General features: G+C 34.2%; 17 protein-coding genes. 16 read left to right on the top strand and 1 reads right to left on the bottom strand.

Translation table 11 applies throughout. The annotated features are described in order from the left end of the window. The first annotated feature begins 151 nt into the window (after nt 1–151). The 10 genes from rpmJ to MV052_RS05455 all read left to right on the top strand — a co-directional run bounded on the left by rpmJ (nt 152) and on the right by MV052_RS05455 (nt 6,667). Complete coding sequence (rpmJ, locus tag MV052_RS05500; protein WP_041675103.1) at nt 152–265, top strand: 50S ribosomal protein L36; 114 nt, start codon at nt 152–154, stop codon at nt 263–265. A 2-nt stretch (nt 266–267) separates the two neighbouring features. Then, the gene (gene rpsM / locus MV052_RS05495) at nt 268–630 is read left to right on the top strand and encodes a 30S ribosomal protein S13 (protein WP_297441740.1); all 363 of its coding nucleotides are present in this window, start codon (nt 268–270) and stop codon (nt 628–630) included. A gap of 10 nt (nt 631–640) precedes the next feature. Then, on the top strand, nt 641–1,033 hold the full coding sequence (gene rpsK / locus MV052_RS05490) for a 30S ribosomal protein S11 (RefSeq protein WP_013326095.1): 393 nt from the start codon (nt 641–643) through the stop codon (nt 1,031–1,033). 11 nt (nt 1,034–1,044) lie between these two features. Further along, nucleotides 1,045–1,671: a 30S ribosomal protein S4 gene (gene rpsD, locus MV052_RS05485; protein ID WP_297441738.1), complete on the top strand. Its 627-nt coding sequence runs from the start codon at nt 1,045–1,047 to the stop codon at nt 1,669–1,671. A 26-nt stretch (nt 1,672–1,697) separates the two neighbouring features. Continuing rightward, nucleotides 1,698–2,690, top strand: coding sequence for a DNA-directed RNA polymerase subunit alpha (locus MV052_RS05480; RefSeq protein ID WP_297441735.1), 993 nt, complete (start codon nt 1,698–1,700; stop codon nt 2,688–2,690). Nucleotides 2,691–2,715: 25 nt separating this feature from the next. Continuing rightward, nucleotides 2,716–3,066: a 50S ribosomal protein L17 gene (gene rplQ, locus MV052_RS05475; protein ID WP_297441733.1), complete on the top strand. Its 351-nt coding sequence runs from the start codon at nt 2,716–2,718 to the stop codon at nt 3,064–3,066. An 85-nt stretch (nt 3,067–3,151) separates the two neighbouring features. Further along, complete coding sequence (locus MV052_RS05470; protein ID WP_297441731.1) at nt 3,152–4,369, top strand: aldo/keto reductase; 1,218 nt, start codon at nt 3,152–3,154, stop codon at nt 4,367–4,369. 79 nt (nt 4,370–4,448) lie between these two features. Beyond that, a complete protein-coding gene (locus tag MV052_RS05465) occupies nt 4,449–4,724 on the top strand; it encodes a NifU family protein (RefSeq protein ID WP_297441730.1) in 276 nt (91 codons plus the stop codon). Between the two features lie 68 nt (nt 4,725–4,792). Further along, nucleotides 4,793–5,374 (top strand): hypothetical protein, encoded by a 582-nt coding sequence (locus MV052_RS05460; protein WP_297441729.1) that lies wholly within the window; start codon nt 4,793–4,795, stop codon nt 5,372–5,374. Continuing rightward, complete coding sequence (locus MV052_RS05455; RefSeq protein WP_297441728.1) at nt 5,375–6,667, top strand: UDP-N-acetylmuramoyl-L-alanyl-D-glutamate--2,6-diaminopimelate ligase; 1,293 nt, start codon at nt 5,375–5,377, stop codon at nt 6,665–6,667. On the opposite strand, the gene MV052_RS05450 is transcribed toward MV052_RS05455, so the two are convergent. Next, nucleotides 6,664–7,209, bottom strand: a complete 546-nt coding sequence (locus tag MV052_RS05450; protein ID WP_297441727.1) for an outer membrane beta-barrel protein — start codon at nt 7,207–7,209, stop codon at nt 6,664–6,666. The two genes, MV052_RS05455 and MV052_RS05450, sit on opposite strands and share 4 nt — an antisense overlap. A gap of 127 nt (nt 7,210–7,336) precedes the next feature. Between MV052_RS05450 and MV052_RS05445 the strand changes: the two genes are divergently transcribed. Genes MV052_RS05445 through tkt form a run of 6 tightly spaced genes read left to right on the top strand, consistent with a single transcriptional unit; the run spans nt 7,337 to nt 12,195 of the window. Further along, the gene (locus tag MV052_RS05445) at nt 7,337–7,711 is read left to right on the top strand and encodes a (2Fe-2S) ferredoxin domain-containing protein (protein ID WP_297441725.1); all 375 of its coding nucleotides are present in this window, start codon (nt 7,337–7,339) and stop codon (nt 7,709–7,711) included. 9 nt (nt 7,712–7,720) lie between these two features. Further along, nucleotides 7,721–8,086 (top strand): aspartate 1-decarboxylase, encoded by a 366-nt coding sequence (gene panD / locus MV052_RS05440; protein WP_297441723.1) that lies wholly within the window; start codon nt 7,721–7,723, stop codon nt 8,084–8,086. Nucleotides 8,087–8,094: 8 nt separating this feature from the next. After that, on the top strand, nt 8,095–8,415 hold the full coding sequence (locus MV052_RS05435) for a YbaB/EbfC family nucleoid-associated protein (RefSeq protein WP_297441722.1): 321 nt from the start codon (nt 8,095–8,097) through the stop codon (nt 8,413–8,415). After that, nucleotides 8,416–9,396: a PDZ domain-containing protein gene (locus MV052_RS05430; protein WP_297441720.1), complete on the top strand. Its 981-nt coding sequence runs from the start codon at nt 8,416–8,418 to the stop codon at nt 9,394–9,396. It begins immediately after the preceding gene. A 19-nt stretch (nt 9,397–9,415) separates the two neighbouring features. Then, on the top strand, nt 9,416–10,261 hold the full coding sequence (locus MV052_RS05425; RefSeq protein ID WP_297441718.1) for a polyprenyl synthetase family protein: 846 nt from the start codon (nt 9,416–9,418) through the stop codon (nt 10,259–10,261). Nucleotides 10,262–10,272: 11 nt separating this feature from the next. Next, the gene (tkt, locus tag MV052_RS05420) at nt 10,273–12,195 is read left to right on the top strand and encodes a transketolase (protein WP_297441716.1); all 1,923 of its coding nucleotides are present in this window, start codon (nt 10,273–10,275) and stop codon (nt 12,193–12,195) included. Nucleotides 12,196–12,390: the final 195 nt, after the last annotated feature.

Here is a 12,390-nt window from a genome sequence, read left to right as displayed (position 1 = left end):
TATAATTCCCATCCACTTTACTGTTTTAACAAAGCAAAGAGTATTTCTACCTATGTAATTATATATAGATAAAAGTATTGGCAAGCGAAGTTACAACAAGTACTTCGTGCTTGCCTAGAGGCAGTAAAGATGTTACCACAGGAGACTTTCAATGAAAGTACGTGCTTCAGTAAAGAAGATGTGTGATGACTGTAAAGTTATCAAAAGAAGAGGTATTGTAAGAGTAATCTGCAAGAATCCAAAACATAAACAGAGACAAGGATAACCATGGCTCGTATTTCTGGTGTTGATTTACCAAAAAAGAAAAGAATAGAGTATGGTTTAACATACATCTATGGTATTGGCCTTCATACTGCTCGTCAAATATTAGACGCAACAGGTATTGATTATAACAAAAGAGTTTTTGAACTAAACGAAGCTGATGTAGCTGCAATAACTGCGGAAATCCGTGCAAACCATATGGTTGAAGGTGATTTACGTAAGAAAGTAGCTATGGATATTAAAGCACTTATGGATTTAGGTTCATATCGTGGTCTTCGTCACCGTCGTGGTCTTCCATGTCGTGGTCAAAAAACTAAGACAAATGCGCGTACTCGTAAGGGTAAACGTAAAACTGTCGGCGCAGCGTAAGGGATTATAGATGGCAAAAAGAAAAGCTGTTAGAAAAAAAGTAGTAAAAAAGAACATATCACGTGGTATCGTGCATATTGCAGCATCATTCAATAACACTCTTGTTACTATTACTGATGAAATGGGTAATATGATTGCTTGGAGTTCTGCAGGTAGCCTTGGTTTTAAAGGTTCTAAAAAATCTACTCCATTTGCGGCACAAGCAGCTGTTGAAGATGCAGTAGCTAAAGCACAAGTACATGGTATCAAAGAACTTGGTATTAAAGTTCAAGGTCCAGGTTCAGGTCGTGAAACTGCAGTTAAAGCTGTTGGTGCTATCGAAGGAATCCGTGTTACATTTATGAAAGATGTTACACCATTACCACACAACGGTTGTCGCGCACCTAAGCGCCGTAGAGTTTAAGGAGATTACTGATGGCAAGATATAGAGGTCCAGTAGAAAAAATCGAAAGAAGATTTGGAGTAAGCCTTAACTTAAAAGGTGAGCGTCGTTTAGCAGGAAAATCTGCTTTAGAAAAACGTCCATATGGTCCAGGTCAACATGGTCAACGTCGTAAAAAAGTTTCTGAGTATGGTTTACAACTCAATGAAAAACAAAAAGCAAAGTTCATGTATGGTATTTCTGAAAAGCAATTCCGTGCACTCTTTGTTGAAGCTAAACGTCGTGATGGGAATACAGGTACAAACCTTATTACATTAATCGAACAAAGATTAGATAACGTTGTTTACAGAATGGGATTTGCATCTACTCGTAGATTTGCTCGTCAACTTGTAACACATGGTCACATCTTAGTAGATGGCAAAAAACTTGATATCCCTTCTTACCGTGTTAAACCGGGTCAAAAGATAGAAGTTCGTGAAGCAAGTAAAAAAAATAACCAAATAGTTCGCGCTATTGAGTTAACAAACCAAACTGGTCTTGCTCCATGGGTTGACATTGATGCTGAAAAAGTGTTTGGTATCTTTACTCGTCTTCCAGAGCGTGAAGAAGTTGTTATTCCAGTTGAAGAACGTTTAATCGTTGAGCTTTACTCGAAGTAATAATTAATATAAAAGGCGTAAAAGATATGAAAAAAATTAAAACTACACCACTTGCTCCTCAGGAGTTTGAAGTAGAACAAATTAGTGAGAATGAAGCTAACATTATGGCATATCCTTTTGAAACAGGATATGCTATCTCATTAGCGCATCCACTTCGCCGTTTTCTATTAAGTAGTTCAGTTGGCTATGCTCCAATCGCTATTAAAATTGAGGGTGCTAAACACGAGTTTGACTCAGTGCGTGGTATGCTCGAAGATATTTCAGATTTTATCTTAAATCTTAAAGAGATTCGCTTTAAATTAAACGATGATGCAACTGAAGCAGAAATAAACTACTCATTTGCGGGTCCTTGTACTATTACTGGTGCAGACTTAAGCAATGATGAAGTTGAAGTCATGACTCCAGATGCAGCACTTGCAACTTTAAATGAAGATTCTACATTGAACTTTAGTATTAAAATCGCTCAAGGTATCGGTTATGTACCAAGTGAAGATATTATGGACGAAGTAGATGATGAATATATTGCATTGGATGCTTATTTTACACCAGTTAGAAGTGCTACATATAAAATTGAAAATGTACTTGTAGAAGACAACCCTAACTTTGAAAGAGTTGTTATGAATATTAAAACTGATGGTCAAATTTCTCCAATAAATGCATTTAGAAACTCTTTAGAAGTTATGTATGCACAATTGGCAGTATTTAATTCAGAAATTAGTATTAAAGCACCTGCAACAATTGAAAGAGTTGAAGAATCACCAGATTTGAAAAAACTTATTACAAATATTGATAGTTTAGGTTTAAGTGCTCGTAGTTTTAACTGTCTTGATCGCTCAAATATTAAACTAATTGGTGAAATTGTACTTATGAGTACAAATGATCTTAAAAATGTTAAAAATCTTGGAAAAAAATCTTATGATGAAATCGTAGATAAAGTACAAGAATTTGGTTTTGAAGTTGGTGCTGATTTAGCTGATGATGTAGTAACTGCATTAAAAAAGAAAATAGAAGCCGCTTAAAGCGCTAAATAAAGAGGAATAAGATATGAGACATCGTCATGGATATCGTAAACTAGGTCGTACAAGTGCTCACAGAGCTGCACTTTTAAAGAACCTTAGTATTTCGTTAATTGAACATGGTAAAATTGAAACAACTGCTGTAAAAGCAAAAGAACTTCGTTCTTACATTGAAAAACTTATCACAACTGCTGGTAAAAATGATTCAAATGCTCACAGATCAGTGTTTGCTGCGCTTCAAAGTAAAGAAGCAACTAAAACTTTAGTAAATGAATTAGCACCTAAATACGTTGATCGTGCTGGTGGATATACTAGAATTACTAGAACACGTATTCGCCGTGGTGATGCTACACCAATGGCATTTATTGAATTAGTATAATTTAATATTGAAACAATGAGTTTAACCTCATTGTTTCAAGACCTTCAAAATTTCCCAATTCCAAAATACTTAATATAGGATAATCATGAGTACTTTCGCATTTGGAACCTACAGAATTACAGATCAAAACCCTATTCACTTAGAAGCATTAAAAGAGGCTATTGAAGCAGGAATTGAACTTATTGATACTTCGACAAATTACACTGATGGCGGTGCTGAGAGAGCAATAGCGAAGGTTATGCGATTGTTTGATGATGAAGTACGCCAAAAGATAAAAATTGTAAGTAAATATGGCTATATTCAAGGTTCAAATATGCAAAAGCATAAAGAAGAGCCTTATGAAAACGTAGTTGAATATTCCCCTGCTTGTTATCACTCTATTGCAAAATCATTTATGAAAGCTCAGCTTGGTGAATCATTAGAACGTTTAGATCTTTCTTGTCTAGATTGTTATCTTATTCATAATCCTGAATATTATATTTATGAATCTTTAAAAAACAATATGAATCATGATCAAATTTTAGACAATATGTTTGAAAGAATTTATGACGCTTTTGTTGGATTAGAAGAAGAGGTTAAAGCTGGACGGATTAAATCGTATGGTATTAGCTCAAACAGCTTTTCAAAATCAAGAAATGAAGCTGATTTTCTTCCTTATGAAGATTTGCTTATATATGCAGCAAACGCAGCAGAAGAAGTGGGGAATGAGCAGCATGGTTTTACTACGATTGAATTGCCAATAAATATCCTTGAGACCGAGGGTTTAAAGTGTGCAAAATGGGCAAAAAATAATAATTTAAGAGTGCTTGCAAATAGACCACTCAATGCTCAAAAACACAATCTTATGTATAGACTTGCAGACTATGAAGAAAACAGAGAATATTATCACTATTTAAATGAATTACTTGATGTAAGTGATAATGAAGAACTGAAACCACTTTATAATCTAATAGAACAGCTAGATATTAATAGGCATAAATTTGGATGGATAGGCGAATATGATAGCTTTGCTAGCACACAAATTTTACCGCATATTAAAAAAGCACTAGAGAAATTTGAAACTAACCAGCTCGAGGATTTACTGAGATATATAGAACTGTTTTTAAACGCATATAGGGAAATGGTAGCTTATGAATGTTCTCAAAGGGTAGGAGTTGAATTGAAAGATGAACTTAAAAATTGTGAAAAAAATCTGCAAATATGTGCATTAGAATTTTTACTGAAACAAGAAGATATTGATTATATTCTTATTGGTATGAGAAAACCAACATATGTACAAGAAGTGATGGCTTTAAAAAGATAGCTAACTTTATATTTTATGATTTGTTAAGCAATAATGTCATATTTTATATATTATAAAAATATTTTAGGAAAGGAAAAAGATGATTCCGTTTACAGATGAAGAGTTATTAGAACCAGTAAAAGTAGTAATTGAAAAAGTGAGACCATCTTTGGCATTGGATGGCGGTGATATTGATTTTATTGCAGTTAAAAATGGAAATGTGTATGTACAACTTAAAGGTGCATGTATAGGTTGTGCAAGTAGTGGTACGACACTAAAGTATGGGGTTGAGAGACAATTAAGAATGGACATACATCCAGAATTATCAGTGGTAAATGTTCCAGTTGGAATGGAAAAAGATATAGAAAATTTATAATATTTATCTAGCATTTGAAGATATAAGAACGATGAAGTTATAAGCTCAAGTGCTAAAAGAGAAGAGGAATGGGAACAATAAGTAAGTATAAAATATTATCACAAGCAAAAGAAAGTTTTTCAAAAGCTGAATATAAAAGGGCCTTAGATAGGTTTGCTGAAGTATTACGTAATTTTCCAAATTCAAAGGAAGCTTATAACGGTGTGATATTGTCTGAGATGGCAATGAGTGGTGAAGAAGGTGCAGAAGCATTATTTGATTATTATGAAGTATTGATAAAAGAAAACAAAGAAGAAGCTGATGTCATAATGGCTGAAATTTTAGATAGTATTGATGGTACTTTGGAGAAGATTGGAAAAATTTTCTCAGATCCATTACGTGATAGACTTGAATATGAAGATGGTATTTTATATGCTGATTTTCAACAACTACTTGATGAAGGCGCTGACTTTAAGGAAACATTTGAAAACATTATGTTTTCGACACGTGTCATCATTACGAAGAAAGAAGATTTCTTAGATTTTTTAGACAAATTAATAGAAAATGGATTTGCTGAAATGGCACTCTCTTATCTTGAAAAAGCACTCAGTGTTTACCCAAGCGATAAATTATTAACAAAATTATTACAAAATTTACAAAAGGTCAAATGATTGAAAATTGAACTTCCTGAACAGCCTTACAAATACATAACAGAAAATTCTCAAGAATGTGGGGCAGATACGGCATTTGTCCTTACAGCTCAAAATCAAAAGTATTTAGAAAATGCTAAAGCCAATGGGGCGCATAGTATAATAAATATTAAAGATATAGCAGAGCTTTTTGGTGTGAATAAAATTAAAATTATTGGTATTACAGGAACAAACGGTAAAACTACTACAGCAAGTGCAATCTACTCTTTTTTACTTGACTTAGGTTATAAGGTGGCTATGCAAGGAACTCGTGGACTTTTTATGAATGATAAGATTTGTGAAGGTAAAACACTGACAACACCATCAGTTTTAAATACTTATCTACATATTTATCAAGCAGTACAAGCTGGTTGTGAGTACTTTGTTATGGAAGTCAGTTCTCATGCTTTGGTACAAAGACGTATAGAAGGTTTAAAGTTTGAACTTAAAATTTTGACAAATATTACGCAAGATCATCTTGATTATCATAAAACCATTGAAGAATATATCGCTGTAAAAAATGGATTTTTTCAAGATGAAGGCAAAAAGCTTATAAATAAAGATGAGCCAAAAGCTGCGTTTAACTTTAAAAATGCTTATACTTATGGCATAGAAAACCCTGCTACCTATAGGCTGATGGCTTATTCACTCAACGATGGCTCAAGTGGCATTATTCAACATTTTCAAGAAATTGTGCCATTTACCGCATCTTTACATGGTTTTTTTAATCTTTATAATTTGATGGCAGCAATTTCAGCGACTCATCTTGTAACTGATAAAACTCTCGAAGAGATTGCCGATGTAGTGGACAATTTTGCTGGTGTAAGTGGAAGAATGGAACAGGTCTGTGCTACTCCTAATGTCATTGTTGATTTTGCACATACACCTGATGGAATGCAACAGGTTCTTAATGCCTTAAAAGAGAAAGAGCTTATCGTAGTTTTTGGTGCTGGTGGTGACAGAGACACGCTTAAGCGACCTATCATGGGGCGTGTTGCTGCTAGTTTAGCGAAGAAAGTATTTATTACTAGTGATAATCCTAGAAATGAAGATCCCCAAGTTATTATAAATGATATACTGAGTGGTATAGCAGATAAAAACAATGTTGTTGTGGAACTTAACCGTAAAAAAGCTATCGAACTTGCTTTAGAGTCTCAAGAGGATGAAGAAGTAGTAGTTATACTAGGTAAAGGCGATGAATCTTATCAAATTATATATGATCAACAATTTCCCTTTGATGATAGAGAAATTGTGCGAGAGTTGTTAAACATTTAAAAACGGATATTAAATCCTATGTAGGCAAGGTTAAGATTTGAATTAGGATTATCTGATGTTGCAAGATTTATTTTTTCATATGAGACATATTTGTATTGATAAGCCATTTCAACATCAAACTGAGATGATAGAGGTATAAAAAATCCAACTGCAGTGTTAAATGTACCATATTTTAAAGAGTTATTATTAAGATCAGCAGTAGTTTGTAATGCCCCAGCACCAAATCCAAGTTTCAGATATGGATTGATAAAAATTCCAAAATCATAAGCTTTGATAAGATCAACACTAAAACCATATTTTCTTCCATCATCTGATGCAAAATATGTTTTGTTATTCGGTGTATAGTCTAAAGCAAATTCTACAGCGTAAGAATCTCTGATACCGTATCCTATTTTAATCGACTTTTGCGTATTGGTTATGCTTTTGTCTGTAGAATCGAGTTTTTCACTTACATGTGCAATACCAGTGCCAAAATAGACATGTGCATCCCCATAGAGTGAACTAGCAATAAGTAAAGGTAAAAAGAGTAAGTTTTTTTTCAAAAAATATCCTTAGAAATGTTTAGCAAATTATATTGCATACTAGCTTAAAAAATAAAACTTATTTATACACATTAGAATAATGCTTTATTATTTTGGTATAATTTCAAAAAAATTAAGGAATTATTTTATGGGAATCCCTCAACCGGCATTTTATATCTTCAAATGTGAGCAGTCTGCTCCTCCAAGTATGCCAAAACCATCATGTGTTACACCTGAAACTCAGGACTTGTTTCAATACACTGCTCAAAAGTTGATGAAAGAAGGAATAATGATGACAGCACCAATCGTGCGTACTTCATGCCTAAATCGTTGTTCTGCTGGTCCAGTAATGCTTGTTGAGCCAGGACATACAATGTATGCTGGTTTAAATAAAGAAAAAATTGACCGTATTATTGAAGAGCACATCATTGGCGGAAAAGTTGTTGAAGAGTTTGTTATAGACTCTGAAATGTGGGATGAGCCTATATCTCCAGCTGAAGCTAAAAAACAGATGGGAATGTAGGGCATAGTCATGTTAATAGAGATGTTATACAGTAAGATCCATCGTGCTACTGTAACAGATGCTAATCTTAACTATGTTGGCTCTATTACTATAGATGAAGAACTCCTTGAAGCTTCTAAGATGAGGGTTGGGCAAAAGGTAGAAATCTTAAACATTAATAATGGTGAAAGATTTTCTACTTATATTATTTTGGGTGAAAGAGGCAAGCGTGACATTTGTTTAAATGGTGCTGCTGCTCGTAAAGTTCATAAAGGTGATAAAATCATTGTAGTAGCCTATGCAACATATAATGATAAAGAGCTTGAGACATACAAACCTAGAGTTGTTCTTTTGAATGATGAGAATAATATAGACGCAATTCACGACGAGATATAGAGTTTAGTATGCTTGGTAATTTAGGTGATATGAGTAAAATGCTTGAAGGTATGCAAGAAAATGCAGCAAAACTTCAAGATGAGTTAGCATCAAAGTCATTTACTGTAAAAAGTGGTGGTGGTATGATAGAACTCAGCATGAATGGCAAAGGAGAAGTCATTGATTTAAATATTGATGATGCTCTTTTAGATGACAAAGATTCATTGCAAATTTTACTCATTGGGGCAATCAATGATGCTAATAAAATGGTGCAACAAAACCAGCAACAAAGTGCCATGGGGATGCTTGGTGGTCTAGGCGGAATGAATCCCTTTGGCGGGAATAAATAGGTGTTTCGCCTATTTATTGCACTTCATCTACTTTTTTTAAATCTTTATGCCTGTAAAGGTGGCTACACAACTTGTATTGATAAAGTTAAAGATTCAAATACAATCCAAAATAATTCTCTTTTTATTCCTGTTCATGCCAATAAACGCATTGTATACACGCAGGGAATTCCAAATTACAAAATGCTAAAATATGATCCTTTTTTATCCCTCTATTTAGTCGAAGATAAAAAATCATTTCCTTACCCTTTTGAATTTAATATGCATTTACAGCTTGGTAGTGCAGCGCTAAACGCAGTAGATGCAAATGAGGGTAAATTTATATCTCACCAAATTGGACTAAATCATTTTGCAAAATATAGTGAAGGTATAAAGACTCCGTTTATCATTACAAGTAGTTGCTGCTCTCTTGAAGGTTTGTATACTTCAAGAGGAGTGATAGAAAAAGAGTATTTACAACACTTTATTCATACAAAATCAAATGAATATGGGGATATTGGCGTGCGAGTGAGGGATGAGAAAAATCTTGTCATTGTAAACGCAGTAGATCCTTTTATGCAAAACAATCCTTTTTATCTCAATGACTGCATTATTGAATACGATGGAAAAAAAGTCTTAAACGCAGCACAACTAATGAGAAGCATTTTATTTAGTAAAATAAATACTCCACATCAAATTAAAGTCAAACGCAGTGATAAGTTTTTGACTTTTAAAGTATTTATCAAAAAAAGATATGGTGGTGGCTATCTCAGTGATACATTTTTTGAAAGTCAAGGTCTTTACTTTGATAAAGATTTACACATTGTGAAGCTTTCTAATAAATTCCTAAAAGTGGGTCTTAAAAATGGAGATAAACTGCTTCAGGTTAATGATGTGAATATTAAAAATCAAACACAGCTACGCAATTACTTACAAAATAAAAAAGATTACTCAAGAATGCTATTTGAGCGAAATAGTTTTCAATTTTTTGTAAAGATTAAGTAGAAAAACAATAGAATTTCAAATGCAAAACTTCGAGCAATTTTTATTAGATAATTTACCTATATCAGAGAGTATACATCCGAGCTATGAAAAAGCATTGCAAAATATGCTCAAAGCAGGTGGGAAAAGATTTCGTCCTGCACTTCTTTTGGGCGTAGTAAAAGCATATAATCCTTTGATGCTTGATTCAGCTAGATATGCTGCCTATGCTATTGAACTCTTACATACATATTCTTTAATTCATGATGATTTACCTGCGATGGATGACTCTCCGCTACGTCGCGGTAATCCTACTCTCCATGTTGTTTTTGATGAAGTGACTGCTATACTTGTAGGAGACGCTTTAAATACTTACTCCTTTGAAGTTTTATCTAAAGCTCCTTTCTCAGATGCCACACGAGTAAAACTTATCCGTGAACTTGCAAGTAATGGTGGCTTAAATGGTATGGTTTTAGGACAAGCGATAGATTGTTACTTTGAAAACCAACCTTTAGGTATAGAAGATATTAAGATACTTCATACAAATAAAACGGCAAAACTTATAGCTGCATCACTAAAGATGGGTGCAATCATAGTAGGACGTGAAGAGGTTGGAGATAAGCTATATGATTTTGGAATAAAATTAGGTTTGTTGTTTCAGATACAAGATGACATCTTAGATGTGACTCAGAGTTCACAAGAAGCAGGTAAACTGACAAATAATGATGAAGAAAAAAATAGTTTTGTAACAATTTTAGGATTAGAACGTGCGACAAATGAAGCCAATGCTTTGGTAACTGAGTTGCTTGAAGAAATGAGTAACTTTGATGAGAGCTTGTCATGCGAGTTGTCACCATTGTTAAGTAAATATATAAATAGACACAAATAAGGAAAATCAAGATGGATGTAAATGTAATGCGTAAGAAAATGGCCGATAGTATAAGATTTTTAGCTGCAGATATGGTGCAACGTGCAAACTCAGGTCATCCAGGTGCACCAATGGGGCTTGCAGATATTGCAGTAGTTTTAAGTGAACACTTAAATCATAATCCAAAAAATCCTTCATGGCTTAATCGTGATAGACTTGTCTTCTCAGGCGGACATGCGACAGGACTTATCTACTCTCTTTATTATCTTTGGGGTTATGGACTTGAGATGGAAGATTTAAAACAGTTTCGTCAACTTGACTCAAAAACTCCTGGACATCCAGAATATGGTCATACCCAAGGGATCGAGATTACTACAGGACCACTTGGACAAGGTGTAGCAAACGCAGTAGGTTTTTCTATGGCATCTAAATTTGTTGGAGCGCAAGTAAATAGTGAAACAGCTGATTTGATCGATCATAATGTTTATTGTCTTTGTGGTGATGGTGATTTAGAAGAGGGAATAAGCTATGAAGCATGTTCTTTAGCTGGTCATAATAAACTTGATAACCTAATTGTAATCTATGACTCAAACCGTATTACTATTGAGGGAAGTACTGACTTGAGTATTTCTGAAAATATAACACAAAGATTTGAAGCACAAGGTTGGGATGTCCTCTCTTGTGACGGTCACGATTATGATGATATTGATGCAACAATTACAACTGCAAAAGCAAATACGAAACCGACACTTATCATAGCTAATACTATCATAGCAAAAGGTGCAGGAAAACTTGAAGGTTCACATCATGCACATGGTGCGCCGCTTGGTGAAGAAGTAATTGCAGAGGCAAAAAAAGCAGCAGGATTTGATCCAGAGAAAAAATTCTTTGTTCCTGAAGATGTAATGGCAAGATTTAGATGTGCTATTGAAGAGGGTGATTTACTTGAACGTGAATGGATTCACAGACAAAAAACTTTGCCTCTTATGGAACAAAATGAAGCACTCTCTGCATTAGAAAATACGGACTTATCAAGAATTCAATGGCCTGAATTTGAAAAAGCAGATGCAACAAGAAATACAAATGGAAAAATTTTGAATGCAATTGCAAGAGCTGTTCCAAGCTTTTTAGGTGGTTCTGCAGATTTAAGCCCATCAAATAAAACACACCTTAATGATATGGGAACATATCCAAAAGGTAGAAATATTTATTTTGGTATTCGTGAACATGCTATGGCATCTATTGCAAACGCAATGGCAGTTTACGGTCCGCTAAAACCATTTACATCTACCTTTTTTGTTTTTTCAGATTACCTCAAACCTGCGGCAAGGATTGCAGCATTAGCAGGGATTCAACAATTTTTTGTATGGACACATGATAGTATCGGTGTTGGAGAAGATGGTCCAACACATGAGCCTATAGAACAGCTTTCACAGTTTCGCGCACTGCCAAACTTTTATGTATGGCGTCCAGCTGATGGTGCTGAAAATGTTGCGGCTTGGAAAACAGCACTTGCTATGAGTAAATCTCCATCTGCATTTGTATGTTCTCGTCAAAACCTTGCAGTTGTTCCAGCTCCAGTAAAGGGTGATATCAGCCGTGGTGGTTATTTATTGGCAAGTGATATAAACGCAGTAATAACACTGATAGCGTCGGGAAGTGAAGTTGAGTTAGCGCTTAAAACAAAAGAAGCACTAAATGAAAAAGGTGTTCCAGCTAATGTTGTTTCTGTTCCTTGTTATGATCTTTTTATAGAACAAGATGCGGCGTATATTAATGAAATGATTATCCCAGATACAAAAAAAGTAGCTATAGAAGCTGCACGTGGTTTAGAGTGGTATAAACTTGCTGATGAAGTGATTGGTATGGATACATTTGGTGCTTCTGCGCCAGCAAGTCAACTTTTTGAAAAATTTGGCTTTACAGTCGATGCTATTTTAGAAAAAATAAAATAGTTCAAAAAAAAGATTATTATAAAAAGAGTAATATCCAGAGGATACTACAACTCTTTTTGTATATTTTTTAAATAGACTTCTTGCATAACCTCAAACTGGTTCAAAAATTGCTATTGCTCAAGCATGAAGAATTATGAGAAATTAAAAGAGCTAAAACCAGAACTATTCAAACGATTAACAGGTGTAAAACCTGAT

This window comes from Sulfurimonas sp. (genome assembly GCF_026988655.1).
In the GTDB taxonomy this organism is placed as follows: domain Bacteria; phylum Campylobacterota; class Campylobacteria; order Campylobacterales; family Sulfurimonadaceae; genus Sulfurimonas.
Note: the sequence above shows the minus strand (reverse complement) of the source record. Positions and strands in the feature narration are given on the sequence as shown.

What these genes read in the sequence shown, in the direction of transcription:
- rpmJ (WP_041675103.1), top strand. Translation starts at nt 152, where the DNA reads ATGAAAGTACGTGCTTCAGTAAAGAAGATGTGTGATGACTGTAAAGTT.
- rpsM (WP_297441740.1), top strand. Translation starts at nt 268, where the DNA reads ATGGCTCGTATTTCTGGTGTTGATTTACCAAAAAAGAAAAGAATAGAG.
- rpsK (WP_013326095.1), top strand. Translation starts at nt 641, where the DNA reads ATGGCAAAAAGAAAAGCTGTTAGAAAAAAAGTAGTAAAAAAGAACATA.
- rpsD (WP_297441738.1), top strand. Translation starts at nt 1,045, where the DNA reads ATGGCAAGATATAGAGGTCCAGTAGAAAAAATCGAAAGAAGATTTGGA.
- MV052_RS05480 (WP_297441735.1), top strand. Translation starts at nt 1,698, where the DNA reads ATGAAAAAAATTAAAACTACACCACTTGCTCCTCAGGAGTTTGAAGTA.
- rplQ (WP_297441733.1), top strand. Translation starts at nt 2,716, where the DNA reads ATGAGACATCGTCATGGATATCGTAAACTAGGTCGTACAAGTGCTCAC.
- MV052_RS05470 (WP_297441731.1), top strand. Translation starts at nt 3,152, where the DNA reads ATGAGTACTTTCGCATTTGGAACCTACAGAATTACAGATCAAAACCCT.
- MV052_RS05465 (WP_297441730.1), top strand. Translation starts at nt 4,449, where the DNA reads ATGATTCCGTTTACAGATGAAGAGTTATTAGAACCAGTAAAAGTAGTA.
- MV052_RS05460 (WP_297441729.1), top strand. Translation starts at nt 4,793, where the DNA reads ATGGGAACAATAAGTAAGTATAAAATATTATCACAAGCAAAAGAAAGT.
- MV052_RS05445 (WP_297441725.1), top strand. Translation starts at nt 7,337, where the DNA reads ATGGGAATCCCTCAACCGGCATTTTATATCTTCAAATGTGAGCAGTCT.
- panD (WP_297441723.1), top strand. Translation starts at nt 7,721, where the DNA reads ATGTTAATAGAGATGTTATACAGTAAGATCCATCGTGCTACTGTAACA.
- MV052_RS05435 (WP_297441722.1), top strand. Translation starts at nt 8,095, where the DNA reads ATGCTTGGTAATTTAGGTGATATGAGTAAAATGCTTGAAGGTATGCAA.
- MV052_RS05425 (WP_297441718.1), top strand. Translation starts at nt 9,416, where the DNA reads ATGCAAAACTTCGAGCAATTTTTATTAGATAATTTACCTATATCAGAG.
- tkt (WP_297441716.1), top strand. Translation starts at nt 10,273, where the DNA reads ATGGATGTAAATGTAATGCGTAAGAAAATGGCCGATAGTATAAGATTT.